Source organism: Nonomuraea roseola, from assembly GCF_039535395.1.
In the GTDB taxonomy this organism is placed as follows: Bacteria; Actinomycetota; Actinomycetes; order Streptosporangiales; family Streptosporangiaceae; genus Nonomuraea; species Nonomuraea roseola.
Genome location: NZ_BAAAXC010000009.1, coordinates 249,370 through 264,650, shown reverse-complemented (window position 1 = coordinate 264,650; position 15,281 = coordinate 249,370). Strand labels below are relative to the sequence as shown.

Genomic DNA, 15,281 nt, shown 5'->3' with positions numbered 1-15,281 from the left:
TTCTCACTGGCCGGCTTTTCCGTTACTTGTGGGTGACACCGGTACTTGTCGGGTCACACCACTACTTGTGGGTCACACCGCCGTGCGCGGCCACATCGGCCCGCTGCGTGGCGGCGCGCATGACGCGGTCGAGCACGATGCCGAGCACGACGATCGCGAGCCCGGCGGCCAGCCCCTTGCCGCGGAGCTGGTGCTGGGAGAAGCCGGCCACCACGTCGTAACCGAGGGCTCCTGCTCCTACCAGGCCGCCGACGACCACCATCGACAGCACGTAGATCAGTCCCTGGCTGGCCGCCAGCGTCACACCGCTGCGCGCCATCGGGAGCTGGACTTTGGAGATGAGCTGCCACGTCCCCGTGCCCGCCGAGATGGCGGCCTCCACGGTGGTGGGCGAGACCCGCCTGATGCCCTCGGCCACCAGCTTGATGGCGATGGGCGCGGCGAAGACCACGGCCGCGATGATCGCGGTGAACCGCGTCGGGCCGAACAGGCCGAGGATCGGCACCAGGTAGACGAAGGCGGGCATGGTCTGGCCCGCGTCGAGCACCGGTCTGAGCACCGTGTCGACCCGGTCGCTGCGGCCCATCCACACGCCCAGCACCACGCCGAGCACCATGACGAGGATCGTCGCGACGAGCGTCGAGGCCAGCGTCACCATGCTGTCCTGCCAGAGGCCGAGCAGCACCAGCACCAGCAGCCCCGCGGCGGTCACGAGGGCCGCACGGACGCTGCCCACCAGCAGTGCGACGGCGACGCCGACGGCGAGGACGAGCCACCACGGTGAGGCGGTCAGCAGTTTCTCGAAGGGGTTGAGCAGCGTGTTGGTGAGCACGTTCTTGAGCGCGTCGGTGTAGGCGGCGAGGTTGTCCTGCACCCACAGGCTTCCCGCGTCCGCGGCCTGGCGCACGTAGGAGCCGAGGTTGGCCTGGATCGGGAACTCCGCGGCCCACACGTAGGTGTAGGACAGGTAGCCGAGCACGGCCACGACGCCGAACGCGCCCGCCAGCTCCAGCCTGCGCCGCCTGGTGCCGCGCAGCCGGCCGGCGCGCCGGTCGGCCTCCACCCTCCTGCTGGCGGCGGAGGTCACCCTGTCCAGGACGACGGCCATGATGACGATGGCCAGGCCCGCGTTGAACGCGGTGCCCACGTCGAGGGTCTGCAACGCCTTCAGCACCGTCTTGCCCAGGCCGGGCGCGTCGATGAGCGCCGCGATGGTCGCCATGGACAGTGCCGCCATGATGGTCTGGTTGACGCCGACGATGATCGTCTGCTTGGCCATCGGCAGCCGCACGTGGCGCAGTGACTGCACCCCTGTGGCGCCCAGCGACGCCCCCGCCTCGAGCGTGTCGTGCGAGACCTGCCTGATCCCGTGGGAGGTGATGCGGATCGCCGGCGGGATCGCGTAGATCATCGTGGCGACCGTGGCACTGGCAGGGCCGATGAGGAAGAAGAGGGTCAGCGGCGCCAGGTAGACGAACGTCGGCATCGTCTGCATGAAGTCGAGCACCGGCGTCACCAGCCGGTTGAACCGGTCGTTCAGCCCCGCCCACACCCCGAGCGGGATGCCGACGGCCAGCGAGAGCACCACCGCGGTCAGCGTGAGAGCCAGGGTGTCCATGCTCTCCTGCCACAGCCCCAGCACGCCGAAGGAGAGCAGGCCCGCGGCGGTGAGCAGCGCCACCTTGCCGTTGCCCCACAGCCACGCGATGGCCGTGGCCAGCGCGACGACGCCGAGCCAGCCCAGGACGGGAAGCGGGCGGCCGAAGGAGGGCTGGCTGATCAGCGCCTGGACGAAGGTCACGGACTCGTCGAGGAAGAGCCTGACGTAGTTGATGAAGTACAGGAAGAACGGGTTGCTGTTGCGGCTGTCGTCGATGGCGTCCATGCCCTCGTTGAGCGAGGTGTGCAGGGGCGTCAGCTCGGCGCCGCCGAGGCCGAGCGTGTCGCGCCCGTCGAACACCGCCCAGCCGAGCACCCACAGGGCGAGCACCGCGAGGAGCAGGTATCTGCGGGCAGGCAGCCTGGCGGCCGCCACCGCCACGGTGGTCATCGTTCCTGCCCTCCCGCGATCACCTCGAGGATCTCGGCGCTGGTGACGACCCCGAGCAGGTCGTCGCCTTCGATCACGCGGACCGGCCTGTCGGCCGACAGCACGGTGTGCACCGCGTCGCGGATGACGACGTCGGGGCCGAGCACGGGACCGTCGAGCGACTCGTCCATCAGGGGTTGGCGCATGATCCAGCGCAGCGTCAGGACGTGCGAGCGGGGGACGTCGCTGACGAAGTCCCTGACGTAGTCGTCCGCGGGCGCGCCCACCACCTGGTCGGGCGTGCCGACCTGGACGAGCTCGCCGTCGCGCATGATGAGGATCCTGTCGCCGAGCTTCAGCGCCTCGCTGAGGTCGTGGGTGATGAAGACCATCGTCTTGCCGACCTCGTGGTGCAGGCGGATGACCTCGTTCTGCATCTCCCGCCTGATCAGCGGGTCGAGCGCGGAGAACGGCTCGTCGAACAGCAGCACCTCGGGGTCGGCGGCCAGCGCGCGGGCCAGTCCGACGCGCTGCTGCATGCCGCCGGACAGCTGGTCGGGGTAGGAGTTCTCGAAGCCGTTGAGTCCTACCAGGTCCACCACCTCACGGGCGCGGACGTAGCGCTCCTGCTTGGGCACTCCGCGGATCTCCAGACCGAAGGCCACGTTGTCCAGCACGCAGCGGTGCGGCAGCAACCCGAAGTGCTGGAAGACCATGGCCATGCGGTGCCTGCGCAGCTCGCGCAGCCTGCGGTCGTCGGCCTTGCGGATGTCCTCGCCGTCCAGCACGATCTCGCCAGCCGTCGGCTCGATCAGCCGGGTGAGGCAGCGGACGAGGGTGGACTTGCCCGAGCCCGACAGGCCCATGACGACGAACACCTCGCCTCGCCGGACGTCGAAGGAGACGTCGCGCACGGCGGCGACACAGCCGGTCTGCTCCTTGAGCTCCTTACGGCTGAGCGTGGTGCCGACGACTCCGTCGGCCTTGGAACCGAACACCTTCCACAGTCCCCTGACGGCGAGGACAGGTGGGGTGTCGGTGTCGAGCTGACTTGGTTCGGTCAGTGACGGCACGGTCATGGCCACCTCTTGGTCGTCGGAGCGTCAGTTCGCGGGGAACCACCGCTGGGGGCGCGGGCGGGTGTTCTGCCACACATGCTTGATCTCGCGGTACTCGTCCAGTCCGGTCGGCCCGAGCTCGCGGCCGATGCCCGACTGCTTGAAGCCACCCCATTCGGCCTGGGGCACGTAGGGGTGGTAGTCGTTGATCCACACCGTGCCGTGGCGGAGCCGTCCCGCGACGCGCTGGGCCCTGCCCGCGTCCTGGGTCCAGACGGCGCCGGCCAGGCCGTACTCGGTGTCGTTGGCCAGGCGGATCGCCTCCTCCTCGCCGGTGAAGCGTTCGACGGTCAGCACGGGGCCGAAGGACTCCTCCCGCACCACGCGCATGCCCTGCTTGCAGTCGTCGAGGACGGTCGGCGGGTAGAAGTGGCCCGCGCCGTCCAGGCGGCGGCCCCCGCAGCGGAGGGTCGCCCCCTCGGCGAGCCCCGCGGCCACGTACTCCTCGACCTTCGCCAGGTGCGCGGCGGAGATGAGCGGGCCCGCCTGGGCATCGGGGTCGAAGGGGCCGCCGAGGCGGATCCGCTCCGCCCTCCTGACCACCTCGTCGACGAAGGCGTCGTGCAGGGAGTCCTCCACCAGGAGGCGCGCACCCGCCGAGCAGACCTGTCCCGAGTGCAGGAACACGGCGGTGAGGGCGAAGTCGACCGCGCTCTCGAAGTCCGCGTCGGCGAAGACGATGTTGGGGTTCTTTCCCCCGAGTTCGAGCGCGACGCGCTTCACGGTGGCCGACGCCGCCGCCATGATGCGCCGTCCCGTCGCCAGCCCGCCGGTGAACGACACCATGTCGACGTCGGGGTGCTCGGCCAGCGGCGCGCCCACCTCGGGCCCCGCGCCGAGCACGAGGTTGGCCACCCCCGCGGGCAGCCCTGCCTCCTCCAGCGCCCGGACCAGCAGGATCGCCGTGCTCGGGGTGAGCTCGCTGGGCTTGAGGACGAAGGTGTTGCCCGCGGCGAGCGCCGGCGCCACCTTCCACGTGGTCTGCAGCAGCGGGTAGTTCCACGGCGTGATCAGTCCGCAGACGCCGACGGGCTCGTGGACGATCCGGCTGATCGCGTCGGGGCGGCCGGTGTCGACGACCCGTCCCGCGTCCGTGCCGGCCACCCCCGCGAAGTAGCGCAGGCAGGCGACGGAGTCGTCGACGTCGTACTCGCTCTCCACGAGCCGCTTGCCCGTGTCGCCCGACTCAGCTCGGGCGAAGGCGTCGCGGTCGCGCTCCACCAGGTCGGCGACCGTGGACAGCAGGGCGCCCCGTTCCCTGGCGGGGGTGCCAGGCCACGGACCGCGGTCGAAGGCGTGCCTCGCGGCCCTGATCGCGGCCGTGGTGTCGGCCGCTGATGCTTCGGCGACCGTGGTCACGAGGCTGCCGTCGGCGGGCGAGAGAATACTCCGCTGTCCGCCGGCGACCGGCTTGGTCCACGTGCCGCCGATGTAGAGATCGGTCATCGGCGCACCTCTGATCGTTGCGTATGACGCAAGGCCATGCTCAATGGGGAACACAATTGACCCGTCACCCTCCGTTCGTCAAGGGTTTGGGGGAATCACTGGGTGAATCCATACGTTGTGATTCCGTTTATCCCGAGTCACCCCTCTTGACGAGCGGACGCTCGCGCGTCCACGCTGTTGCGTATACATCACCATTTTGCGTAATACGCAACACAAGGAGGTGTGATGTCCCCTCGTCCAGGCCCAGGCCGCGAGTTCATCCTCACCGTCTCCTGCTCGGACAAGCCAGGCATCGTGTACGCGGTGAGCAGCTTCCTCGTCCAGCACCGCGGTGACATGTTGCAGAGCAAGCAGTTCAACGACCGGCGCGGCGGCGGCTTCTTCATGCGCGTGCACTTCGCCGCCCATGACGGCCTGGAGGAGCTGCGCGAGGGCTTCGCCTACGTCGCCGAGTCGTTCCAGATGACCTGGCAGCTCAACGACGCGGCGACGCCCACCAGGGCGCTCGTCATGGTGTCGAAGTTCGGCCACTGCGTGAACGACCTGCTGTTCCGCAGGCAGGTGGGGGGGCCTCAACATCGATGTCCCCGCGATCGTCTCCAACCATCCCGACCTGGAGCCGCTCGCGACCTCCTACGGCGTGCCCTTCCACCACGTCCCCGTCACCGCTGACGGCAAGGCGGAGGCCGAGGCCAAGGTGCTCGACCTGGTGGCGGAGTACGACGCGGACCTGGTGGTGCTGGCCCGCTACATGCAGATCCTCTCCGACGACATGTGCAAGCGCCTGGAAGGCCGGGCCATCAACATCCACCACTCGTTCCTGCCGGGCTTCAAGGGCGCCAAGCCGTACCACCAGGCCCACGAGCGGGGGGTGAAGCTCATCGGCGCCACCGCCCACTACGTCACGGCCGACCTCGACGAGGGGCCCATCATCGAGCAGGACGTGGCGAGGGTGGACCACGAGCTCGACCCCGAGGACCTGGTCGCGGCCGGCCGGGACGTCGAGGCCCAGGTGCTGGCCAGGGCCGTCAAGTGGCACAGCGAGCAACGCGTGCTGCTCAACGGGGACAGGACGGTCGTCTTCCGCTGAGCCCGCCGCGCGACGAGGCGGTGGGGGTGCCGGCCCCCACCGCCTTTCCTCATGCCCTGTGGCGGTAGAACTCCGTCGGCTCGGGCGGCAGCGGCGTGTTGCCGAGGATCAGGTCGGCCGCCTTCTCGGCCAGCATCATCACCGGCGCGTAGATGTTGCCGTTGGTGACGTACGGCATGACCGAGGCGTCCACCACCCTCAGCCCGTCGACGCCGTGCACCCGCATCGTCTCGGGGTCGGTCACCGACAGGTCGTCCACGCCCATCCTGGCCGTGCAGGACGGGTGCAGGGCCGTCTCGCCGTCCTTGGCGACCCAGTCGAGGATCTCCTCGTCGCTCTCCACCGAGGGGCCAGGCGAGATCTCGCCCGTGCTGTAGGCGCCGAGGGCGGGCCGGCGCAGGATGTCGCGGGCCACCCTGACGGCCTCCACCCACTCCCGCCTGTCCTGCTCGGTCGACAGGTAGTTGAAGCGCAGGGCGGGGTGCTGCCGGGGGTCGGTGCTCTTGATCTTGACTGAGCCGCGCGCGTCGGAGTACATGGGCCCCACGTGCACCTGGTAGCCGTGCCCTCCCGTGGGCGCCGAGCCGTCGTAGCGCACGGCGATGGGCAGGAAGTGGAACATCAGGTTGGGATAGTCGACGTCGTCGTTGCTCCTGACGAAGCCGCCAGCCTCGAAGTGGTTGGTCGCGCCGGGCCCGCTCCGCAGGAACAGCCACTGCGCGCCGATCCACGGATGGCGCCACTTCTGCAGGTTCGGCTGCATGGAGACCGGCCGGCCGCAGCCGTGCTGGATGTAGACCTCGAGATGGTCCTGGAGGTTCTCCCCCACGCCCGGCAGGTCGTGCACCACGTCGATGCCCAGGGCGCCCAGTTCCCGCGCGTTGCCGATGCCGGACAGCTGCAGGAGCTGCGGCGAGTTGATCGCGCCTCCGCACAGGATGACCTCGCCCGCCCTGACGGCTCCGCCGTCGTACTCCACGCCGACGGCGCGCCTGCCCTCGAAGATGACCCGCGTCACCAGCGCGCGCGTCTTGACGGTGAGGTTGGGGCGCTTCATGACGGGGTGCAGGTAGGCGCGGGCCGCGCTGAGCCTGCGGCCGCGCCTGATGTTGCGGTCGAAGCGGGCGAAGCCCTCCTGGCGGTAGCCGTTGACGTCGTCGGTGAGCGGGTAGCCCGCCTGCTGCACGGCCTCGAAGAAGGCGTCGTAGAGCGGCGTGCTCGCCGGCCCCCGCTCCAGCGCAAGCGGCCCGTCGTGGCCGCGGAAGGGCGTGCCGGGATCGGCCAGGCAGTTCTCCATCCGCTTGAAGTACGGCAGGCAGTGGGCGTAGTCCCACGTCTTCATCCCCGGGTCGGCGCCCCACCGCTCGTAGTCGAGGGGGTTGCCGCGCTGGAAGATCATCCCGTTGATGCTGCTGGAACCGCCGAGCACCTTACCGCGCGCATGGTAGATGCGCCTGCCGTGCATGTGCGGCTCGGGCTCCGACTCGTACTTCCAGTCGTAGAGGCGGTTGCCGATGGGGAAGGGCAGGGCCGCGGGCATGTGGATGAAGACGTCCCACGGATAGTCAGGACGGCCGGCCTCGAGGACCAGCACCCGCGTGGCGGGGTCCGCGGAGAGCCGGTTGGCCAGGGCGCTGCCCGCCGAGCCGCCTCCGACGATGACGAAGTCGTAGTGCTGTGACGTCATGTTGCCTCGTCTCGCTCGCGCGTTTCACCGAATCGTAGCGCCCTGCGCATTGTGTTGCACTAGTCGCAACAGGAGATCTTTTGGGGATGGGTTCGACTCGGTTGCCTTCAGCACTTACAGTTTCGCTATGAGCAACGACTCGAGCAGCGGGGGCGTGCAGTCGGTCGATCGGGCGATCAGCGTGCTGGAGATCCTCTCGCGCCGGGGCGAGGCCGGGGTCAGCGAGGTGGCCGCCGAGATCGACGTCCACAAGTCGACCGCCTTCAGGCTGCTCGGCGCGCTCGAGGCGCGCGGCCTCGTCGAGCAGGCCGAGGACCGGGGCAAGTACCGCCTCGGCTTCGGCATCATCAGGCTGGCCGGCGGGGTCAGCACGCAGATGGACATCACCCAGCGCGCGCGGGCCGTCTGCCAGCGGCTGGCGGAGGCGATCGGCGAGACGGTGAACATCGCCGTGCTCCGCTCCTCCTACGCGATCAACCTCGACCAGGTCAGGGGCCCGTCCGCGGTCACCGCCTACAACTGGGTGGGCCAGGTGACGCCGCTGCACGCCACCTCCAGCGGCAAGGTGCTGCTGGCCCACCAGGAGGACGGGCAGCGCGCCAAGCTGCTGTCCGACGGGCAGCTGCAGAGCTTCACGCCCAGGACGATCACGGCGGTCGACGCGCTGGAGCGGCAGCTGAACGAGGCGCTCTCCACCGGCTACGCCTTCTGCCTGGAGGAGCTGGAGGAGGGGCTCAACGCCATGGCCGCGCCCATCCGCTCCTACCACGGAGAGGTCGTCGCGGCCGTCAGCGCCTCGGGGCCCGCCTACCGCTTCAGCGCCGAGCGCATGCACGAGCTGGCCCCCGTCCTCATCGGCGGCGCCGACGAGATCAGCCGCCGCCTCGGCTACGCGGGCTAGCCGGCCCGCTCCAGCCGTACCACCACGCTCTTGGACGTCGGGGTGTTGGACGTCTCGGCCACCGAGTCCAGCGGCACCAGCACGTTGGTCTCGGGGAAGTAGGCCGCGCAGCAGCCGCGCGCCGTCGGATAGGCGATCACCCTGAACCCCTCTGCCTTGCGCTCGCCGTCCGGCCACTCGCTGATCAGGTCCACCAGGTCGCCGTCGGCCAGATCGCGCTCGGCCAGATCGTCCGGATGCACGAAGACGACCCTGCGTCCCGCCTTCACCCCTCGGTAGCGGTCGTCGAGCCCGTAGATCGTGGTGTTGTACTGGTCGTGGCTCCTGACCGTCTGCAGCAGCAGCCGGCCTGGCGGGACCCGCAGCACCTCGAGCGCGTTGACGGTGAAGTTGGCCTTCCCCGTGGCGGTGGGGAACCTGCGCTCGTCCCTCGGCGCGTTGGGCAGCGAGAAGCCACCGGGCGCGCGGGCGTTGAAGTCCTCGAAGCCGGGGATCACCCGCGACACCCTGTCTCTGATCGCGCCGTAGTCGTGCTCGAAGCCGGCCCACGGCACCTGCGGGTCGTCGCCGAACAGCGCGCCCGCCAGCCGGCAGACGATGGCCACCTCGGACAGCAGGTCGGCGGAGGCGGGTCTGAGCCGGCCCGTGGAGGCGTGCACCAGGCCCATCGAGTCCTCGACGGTCACGAAGCCGGCGGGGTCTCGCTCGGTACGGCCGAGCGTGGGAAGGATGAGCGCCTCCCTGCCGCACACCGCGTGCGAGCGGTTCAGCTTGGTCGAGATCTGCACGGTCAACCGGGTACGGCGCAGCGCCGCCTCGGTGACGTCGCTGTCGGGGGTGGCCCTGACGAAGTTGCCGCCCATCCCGACGAACACCTTGGCCGAACCGTCGCGCATGGCCCTGATCGCCTCCACGGTGTCGAGCCCGTGGTGGCCTGGCGGCGAGAACCCGAACTCCTTGCCCAGCGCGTCGAGGAACGCCTGTGACGGCTTCTCGTAGATGCCCATGGTCCTGTCGCCCTGGACGTTGGAGTGCCCTCGCACCGGGCAGACGCCCGCGCCGCTCCTGCCCACGTTGCCGCGCAGCAGCAGGAAGTTCACGACCTCCCTGATCGTGGCCACGGAGTTGCGGTGCTGGGTCAGCCCCATGGCCCAGCACACGACGACCGAACCAGCCGCCCGCACGTCCTCGGCCGTCGCCTCGAGCTCGGCCATGGACAGGCCGGTGGCCTCCAGCACCCGCTCCCAGTCGAGCGCGCGCAGGTGGCGCTCCCAGTCCTCGACACCGTGGGTGTGCCGGTCGATGAACTCCCGGTCGGCGGAGTCGAGCAGGAGCAGGGACAGCGCCTGGAACAGCGCCATGTCCCCGTTGAGCCGGATCTGCAGGAAGCGGTCGGCGAGCGCGGTGCCCCTGCCGAGGCCGGAGGGCTTCTGCGGGTTCTTGAAGCGCAGCAGGCCCGCCTCGGGCAGCGGGTTGACCGCGATGATGCGGGCCCCTCCCCGCTTGGCCCGCTCCAGCGCCGTGAGCATGCGGGGATGGTTGGTGCCGGGGTTCTGCCCCACGACGAAGATGAGCTCCGCCCTGTGCAGGTCCTCCAGCGACACCGTGCCCTTCCCGATGCCGAGCGTCTGGTTGAGCGCCGAGCCGCTCGACTCGTGGCACATGTTGGAGCAGTCGGGCAGGTTGTTGGTGCCGAAGCGGCGCACGAGCAGCTGGTAGACGAACGCGGCCTCGTTGGAGGTGCGGCCCGAGGTGTAGAAGACCGCCTCGTCGGGGCCGCCGAGCGCGCGCAACTCCCTGGCGATGATCTCGAAGGCGGCCTCCCACGCGATCGGCACGTAGTGGTCGGAGCCCGCAGGCTTGTGCATGGGCTCGGTGAGCCTGCCCTGCTGGCCGAGCCAGTGGTCGCTGCGGACGGCCAGCTCGCCCACGGGATGGGCGGCGAAGAACTCCCGCCCGACCCTTCGCGTGGTGGCCTCCTCCGCGACGGCCTTGGCGCCGTTCTCGCAGAACTCGGCGGGACTGCGGTGCTCACCCTCGGGCCAGGCGCAGCCGGGACAGTCGAAGCCGCGTTTCTGGTTGACCTGGAGCAGGGTCAGCGCGGTGCGGCCCACCCCCATCTGGCGATAGGCCGTCTCCATCGCGTGGGCCACGGCCGGCAGGCCGCCCGCCCAGTCCTTGGGCGGGACGACCCGCATGCCCTCGTCGCCCGCATCGTCGCGCGGCGCCTTTCGAACCACTGTCAGCCGATCCTGTCCTGTACCCATTCGTGGAACGCGCCGATGTGGTGCTCGCTCGGCACGAGCACGCCTCCCTTGGCGTACGTGCGCGAGCCCATCGCGGGCTGGCAGCGCTCGCACGCCTCGAAGTCCTGCTCGTTGACGCGGTGGAAGAGCTCGACGGACTTGTCGAGGTCCTTTCCGCTCGCCACCACGCCGGGAAGATAGAGCCAGTCACATTCGACGACGGTCCTGTCGACCGCCAAGGGAAACATACGATGCACGATGACATGATCGGGAACCAGGTTGATGAAAACCTGCGGCTTGATCGTGATCGCGTAGTAGCGCCGGTCCTGGTCCTCGCTCACGCCGGGGATGCGGTCGAGCCCCTCGGAGCCGTCCACGGTGAAGCCGCGGATCTCCTCGCCGAACTCCGCGCCGTGCCCGACGAAGTACTGCGCCGCGTAGCCGTCGGCGAACTCGGGCAGCACCTCGGTCAGCTCCGGGTGGATCGTGGCGCAGTGGTAGCACTCCATGAAGTTCTCGATGATGAGCTTCCAGTTGGCCTTCACGTCGTAGACGATCCTGCGGCCGACCTCGAGCCCCGCCACGTCGTAGTTGTCGATCAGCTCGAGGGCGCCGAGCCGCTCGGTCACGGCGCCGAGCACCTCCTCCTCGAAGGAGGGCGGCTCGTCGGCCAGGCAGACCCACACGTAGCCGAGCCATTCACGGACGTGCACCTTGACCAGCCCGTACTCGACACGGTCGAGATCGGCCATCTTGGTGAGGTTGGGCGCGGCGATCAGCTTGCCGTCGAGGTCGTAGGTCCATGCGTGGTACATGCACTGGAAGGCCCGCTTGACCTCGCCTGACTCCTCGGCGCACAGCTGCGCGCCACGGTGCCTGCAGACGTTGAAGAAGGCGCGTACCGTCCTGTCGCGCGCCCTGGTGACCAGGATGTTCTCGCCGCCGACCTGGACCGTCTTGAACGATCCCGGCTTCGGCAGGTCGGACGAGCGCACCACGCAGAACCACATCGCCTCGAAGATGTTCTTCTGCTCCCGCGCGAACAGCTCCTGATCGGTGTAGTAGTGGCCGGGCAGGGTGGGGATCACGCTGGAGGTGGTGGCGGGGCTTGAGGTCGTCACGGGAGTACTCCTCTGGTACGGGCCGGGTCAGTGCCCTCGGCGGATCCAGTCCTCGAGCTGCGGAGCCTCGGCTCCGATGCTGGTGTCGTCGCCGTGGCCGGTGTAAACCACGGTCTCGGCCGGCAGCGTGAGCAGCGTTCGGCTGATGGACGAGATGATCGTCGGGAAGTCGCTGTACGACCTGCCCGTCGCCCCGGGGCCGCCGCGGAAGAGCGTGTCGCCGGAGAACAGGACGCCCAGCTCGGGCACGTACAGGCAGACGGCGCCCGGAGCGTGCCCTGGGGTGTGAAGGACATGGACGGCGCTGTCGCCGACTCTGATGATCTGCCCGTTGGCCAGCGCCCTGTCGGGAGTGGCGACCGGGTGGGTGAGCTTCCACAGCACCTGGTCGTCGGGGTGCAGGTAGACCGGCGCGCCGGTGCGGGCGGCCAGCAGAGGGGCGGCGTTCACGTGGTCGTCGTGGGCGTGGGTGCACACGATGCCCAGGAGCCTGCGATCGCCGACGGCCGCCGCGATCGCGTCCGCGTCGTGAGCCGCGTCGATGACCAGCACCTGGTCGTCGTCACCGAGAAGCCACACGTTGTTGTCGACGTCCCACGTCTGGCCGTCCAGACTGAACGTCCCCGAGGTGACCAGCCGCTCGACGCCCATCACAGCACCACCACCGAGCGCAGGACGTCGCCGTGGTGCATCTTGGTGAAGGCGGCCTCGACGTCGTCGAGGGCGATGGTCTCGGTGACGAAGGCGTTGAGGTCGAAGCGGCCCTGCAGGTAGAGCGAGATCAGCAGGGGGAAGTCACGGCTCGGCAGGCAGTCGCCGTACCAGCTGGACTTCAGCGCGCCGCCGCGGCCGAAGACGTCGAGGAGCGGCAGCTCCAGCGTCATCTCCGGGGTGGGCACGCCCACGAGCACGGCGGTCCCTGCCAGGTCGCGGGCGTAGAAGGCCTGCTTGAAGGTCTCGGGACGGCCGACCGCGTCGATCACCACGTCGGCGCCGAACCCACCGGTGAGCTCCCTCACCGCCTCGACGGGATCGCTCTCCTTAGCGTTCACCGTGTGGGTCGCGCCGAACCCACGGGCCCAGTCGAGCTTACGGTCGTCGACGTCCACCGCGATGATCGTGGTGGCTCCGACCAGCCGCGATCCCGCGATGGCCGCGTTGCCCACGCCGCCGCAGCCGATCACCGCGACCGAGTCGCCGCGGCTGACCGCGCCGGTGTTCACGGCGGCGCCGAGGCCGGCCATCACGCCGCAGCCGAGCAGCCCCGCCGCGGCGGGCGCGGCCGCGGGATCGACCTTGGTGCACTGCCCCGCGGCCACCAGCGTCTTCTCTGCGAAGGCGCCGATCCCCAGCGCGGGGCTGAGCGGCGTGCCGTCCTTCAGCGTCATCTTCTGCGTGGCGTTGTGGGTGGCGAAGCAGTACTGCGGGCGGCCCCGCAGGCAGGCGCGGCAGGAGCCGCACACCGCGCGCCAGTTGAGGATGACGAAGTCGCCGACGGCGACGTCCTTGACGTCGGGGCCGACGGCCTCCACCACGCCCGCCGCCTCGTGTCCGAGCAGGAAGGGGAAGTCGTCGCTGATGCCGCCCTCGCGGTAGTGCAGGTCGGTGTGGCAGACGCCGCACGCCTGCACCTTCACCAGCGCCTCGCCCGGTCCTGGGTCGGGAACCAGGATCGTCTCCAGGCTTACCGGCCTGCCCTTGCCCGTCGCGACCACGCCGCGTACTTCATGAGCCATGATTCACTCCTGTGTCAGCCGGCCTGGACCGGCGCGGTCTCCAAGTGGCGGCGCCATCGGGTGAACAACCTGACCTGGTTGACTCCCAGCACCGCGACAGGTCGCTCACCCTGCCGGTAGACGGCGAGGAAGCTGTGGCCTGCGAGGTCGCCCTCCTCCACGGTCACCGAGTCGGCGTGCCCGGCGTGCCCGATGAACTGGATCTTGATGTCGAACTGGTCGGACCAGAAGTAGGCGGGGCGGGCGGGCTCGGGGCGAGCCGTGCCGCCCGACAGCAGCGTCGCCGCCGCGACGGCGGCCCGCTGCCTCGCGCCGGTCCAGTGCTCGATCCTGTGGTGACCGCCCTGCGTGGGATCGAACCAGGCCGCGCAGTCGCCGACCGCGACGACGCCGGGCACGCGGGTGCCGCCGCCCTCGTCGCAGAGCACGCCGTCGCCGAGCTCGAGGCCGCTTCCCTCCAGCCACGAGGTGTTGGGAATCGCGCCGATCCCCACGACTACGACGTCGGCGGGCAGGTGGGTGCCGTCGGCCAGCCGCACGCCGTCCACCCTGCCCGCTCCTGTCAGCTCCGTGACGTACGCGCCGCGCACCAGGCGCACGCCGCGCCTCTCGTGCAGGGTGGCGATCGCCTCCGCCATCGGGGCGCCGAGGACGCCGGCCAGCGGCGCGGGCCCCGACTCCACGAGCGTGACGTCCAGGCCGAGCTCACACGCCGTGGCGGCCACCTCGGCGCCGATGAAGCCGCCGCCGATCACGACCAGCCGCCTGCCGCTGCCCAGCTCGCGGCGGAGCGCGCGGGCGTCGTCGAGCGTGCGCAGCGTGTGGACACCCGCCAGCCCCCGTGAGCCCCGCAGCGTGCGGGCGGAGGCCCCGGTGGCGATCACGATGCCGTCGGCCCTGATCGAGGTGGCGTCGCTCAGCGTGACGCGGCGGGCGACGGCGTCGAGCGCGGTCGCGGCCACTCCGAGCCGCCACTCGGCGTCGAGCTCCTCTCCCTCGCCCTCCAGCGCGAGATCGGCCTCGCCGATGGCGCCCCTGAGGAAGTCCTTGGACAGAGGCGGCCGGTCGTAGGGGCGGTGCCTCTCCTCCCCTACGAGCACGAGGCGGCCCGTGTACCCCTGGCCGCGCAGGGCGCGGGCCGTCAGGAGTCCGGCCAGCGAGGCGCCCACGACGCAGACGGTGTTCACGCCTGCCCCTTCAGCGTGACGCCGGGCGGCAGGTTCGGCTCCTCGTCGGACGGCACGACGTAGATGACGTCGTCCTCGATCACCACCTGGTGGGTGCGGACCGGGCGCTTGGCAGGAGGGGCGTCCACCCGGCCCGTACGGAGGTCGAACCGCGAGGCGTGCAGCGGGCATTCGATCTCGCACCCCTCGAGCCAGCCGTCGGCCAACGAGGCATCCTGGTGCGTACAGGTGTCGTCGATGGCCAGGATCTCGCCTTCCTCGGTGTGGAAGACGGCGATCGGCGGATCGGCTTCGAGGCGGAGGGCCTCGCCTCTCGGCAGTGATGCAAGTGGGCACGCTGGGATCATCGTGTCACACCTCGGTTTCACAAAGAGAAACATCTCGCGCTATACGCAACAGGGTGCGGGTGTGGGGTTGCGGATGTCAAGACCGGTTTGCCCGAGAAGTGCGCCTTTTGCTGTCGAAGTCGCGACGGCGATCACCAACGGGGTGGCAGCTCGCTGATCAGGGCGTTGACGCAGACGCGCCGAGACACGCGGGAGCCGCGGGCCCATCGGCGCCACAGCCGATCGACGACGGCGCCGGGTCCGGCGCGGCGGGGCCGCCACGGTCGGCACCAGGGCGCTTGCGGTCACTCGTCGTTCGGACGAAGGGACAGACGAAGGGACAGGGGTGCCCCGATCAGGACTTCTCGTCGAGAAGCCGTACCCTTCCTGTGGT

Annotated in this window: 11 protein-coding genes and 1 pseudogene; 2 read left to right on the top strand and 10 right to left on the bottom strand. The window is 70.0% G+C overall.

Annotation, left to right across the window (positions count from 1 at the left end):
• Positions 1–61: 61 nt before the first annotated feature.
• Genes ABFX55_RS10620 through ABFX55_RS10610 form a run of 3 tightly spaced genes read right to left on the bottom strand, consistent with a single transcriptional unit; the run spans position 62 to position 4,593 of the window.
• The gene (locus tag ABFX55_RS10620; protein ID WP_346119993.1) at positions 62–2,050 is read right to left on the bottom strand and encodes an ABC transporter permease subunit; all 1,989 of its coding nucleotides are present in this window, start codon (positions 2,048–2,050) and stop codon (positions 62–64) included.
• On the bottom strand, positions 2,047–3,108 hold the full coding sequence (locus ABFX55_RS10615; RefSeq protein ID WP_346119991.1) for a quaternary amine ABC transporter ATP-binding protein: 1,062 nt from the start codon (positions 3,106–3,108) through the stop codon (positions 2,047–2,049). The genes ABFX55_RS10620 and ABFX55_RS10615 overlap by 4 nt, the downstream gene beginning before the upstream one ends.
• A gap of 24 nt (positions 3,109–3,132) precedes the next feature.
• Positions 3,133–4,593: an aldehyde dehydrogenase family protein gene (locus tag ABFX55_RS10610; protein ID WP_346119989.1), complete on the bottom strand. Its 1,461-nt coding sequence runs from the start codon at positions 4,591–4,593 to the stop codon at positions 3,133–3,135.
• A gap of 225 nt (positions 4,594–4,818) precedes the next feature.
• Here ABFX55_RS10610 and purU point away from each other — a divergent pair.
• Positions 4,819–5,683 (top strand): annotated as a pseudogene (purU, locus tag ABFX55_RS10605) (formyltetrahydrofolate deformylase).
• A gap of 49 nt (positions 5,684–5,732) precedes the next feature.
• Here the strand turns inward: purU and betA are convergent.
• Positions 5,733–7,370 (bottom strand): choline dehydrogenase, encoded by a 1,638-nt coding sequence (gene betA / locus ABFX55_RS10600; protein ID WP_346119988.1) that lies wholly within the window; start codon positions 7,368–7,370, stop codon positions 5,733–5,735.
• A gap of 127 nt (positions 7,371–7,497) precedes the next feature.
• Between betA and ABFX55_RS10595 the strand changes: the two genes are divergently transcribed.
• The gene (locus tag ABFX55_RS10595) at positions 7,498–8,271 is read left to right on the top strand and encodes an IclR family transcriptional regulator (RefSeq protein ID WP_346119986.1); all 774 of its coding nucleotides are present in this window, start codon (positions 7,498–7,500) and stop codon (positions 8,269–8,271) included.
• Here the strand turns inward: ABFX55_RS10595 and ABFX55_RS10590 are convergent.
• From ABFX55_RS10590 to ABFX55_RS10565, 6 genes are read right to left on the bottom strand one after another with little or no spacing between them, the layout of a single operon-like run.
• Positions 8,268–10,538 carry an FdhF/YdeP family oxidoreductase gene (locus ABFX55_RS10590; protein ID WP_379479266.1) on the bottom strand — a complete coding sequence of 757 codons (2,271 nt, stop codon included), beginning with the start codon at positions 10,536–10,538 and terminating at the stop codon, positions 8,268–8,270. The two genes, ABFX55_RS10595 and ABFX55_RS10590, sit on opposite strands and share 4 nt — an antisense overlap.
• A complete protein-coding gene (locus ABFX55_RS10585) occupies positions 10,514–11,638 on the bottom strand; it encodes an aromatic ring-hydroxylating oxygenase subunit alpha (RefSeq protein WP_346119984.1) in 1,125 nt (374 codons plus the stop codon). Before ABFX55_RS10585 ends, ABFX55_RS10590 begins: the two co-directional genes overlap by 25 nt.
• A gap of 27 nt (positions 11,639–11,665) precedes the next feature.
• The gene (locus ABFX55_RS10580; RefSeq protein ID WP_346119982.1) at positions 11,666–12,289 is read right to left on the bottom strand and encodes an MBL fold metallo-hydrolase; all 624 of its coding nucleotides are present in this window, start codon (positions 12,287–12,289) and stop codon (positions 11,666–11,668) included.
• Positions 12,289–13,374: an S-(hydroxymethyl)mycothiol dehydrogenase gene (locus ABFX55_RS10575; protein ID WP_346119980.1), complete on the bottom strand. Its 1,086-nt coding sequence runs from the start codon at positions 13,372–13,374 to the stop codon at positions 12,289–12,291. Before ABFX55_RS10575 ends, ABFX55_RS10580 begins: the two co-directional genes overlap by 1 nt.
• A 14-nt stretch (positions 13,375–13,388) precedes the next feature.
• Positions 13,389–14,561 (bottom strand): NAD(P)/FAD-dependent oxidoreductase, encoded by a 1,173-nt coding sequence (locus ABFX55_RS10570; RefSeq protein ID WP_346119978.1) that lies wholly within the window; start codon positions 14,559–14,561, stop codon positions 13,389–13,391.
• On the bottom strand, positions 14,558–14,908 hold the full coding sequence (locus ABFX55_RS10565) for a bifunctional 3-phenylpropionate/cinnamic acid dioxygenase ferredoxin subunit (protein ID WP_346119977.1): 351 nt from the start codon (positions 14,906–14,908) through the stop codon (positions 14,558–14,560). The genes ABFX55_RS10570 and ABFX55_RS10565 overlap by 4 nt, the downstream gene beginning before the upstream one ends.
• Positions 14,909–15,281 lie beyond the last annotated feature (373 nt).

Bases quoted from the DNA above. Each gene is read 5' to 3' on its own strand.
- ABFX55_RS10595 (WP_346119986.1), top strand. From the start codon at position 7,498: ATGAGCAACGACTCGAGCAGCGGGGGCGTGCAGTCGGTCGATCGGGCG.
- ABFX55_RS10615 (WP_346119991.1), bottom strand. From the start codon at position 3,108: ATGACCGTGCCGTCACTGACCGAACCAAGTCAGCTCGACACCGACACC.
- ABFX55_RS10565 (WP_346119977.1), bottom strand. From the start codon at position 14,908: ATGATCCCAGCGTGCCCACTTGCATCACTGCCGAGAGGCGAGGCCCTC.
- betA (WP_346119988.1), bottom strand. From the start codon at position 7,370: ATGACGTCACAGCACTACGACTTCGTCATCGTCGGAGGCGGCTCGGCG.
- ABFX55_RS10575 (WP_346119980.1), bottom strand. From the start codon at position 13,374: ATGGCTCATGAAGTACGCGGCGTGGTCGCGACGGGCAAGGGCAGGCCG.
- ABFX55_RS10580 (WP_346119982.1), bottom strand. From the start codon at position 12,289: ATGGGCGTCGAGCGGCTGGTCACCTCGGGGACGTTCAGTCTGGACGGC.
- ABFX55_RS10620 (WP_346119993.1), bottom strand. From the start codon at position 2,050: ATGACCACCGTGGCGGTGGCGGCCGCCAGGCTGCCTGCCCGCAGATAC.
- ABFX55_RS10610 (WP_346119989.1), bottom strand. From the start codon at position 4,593: ATGACCGATCTCTACATCGGCGGCACGTGGACCAAGCCGGTCGCCGGC.
- ABFX55_RS10590 (WP_379479266.1), bottom strand. From the start codon at position 10,538: ATGGGTACAGGACAGGATCGGCTGACAGTGGTTCGAAAGGCGCCGCGC.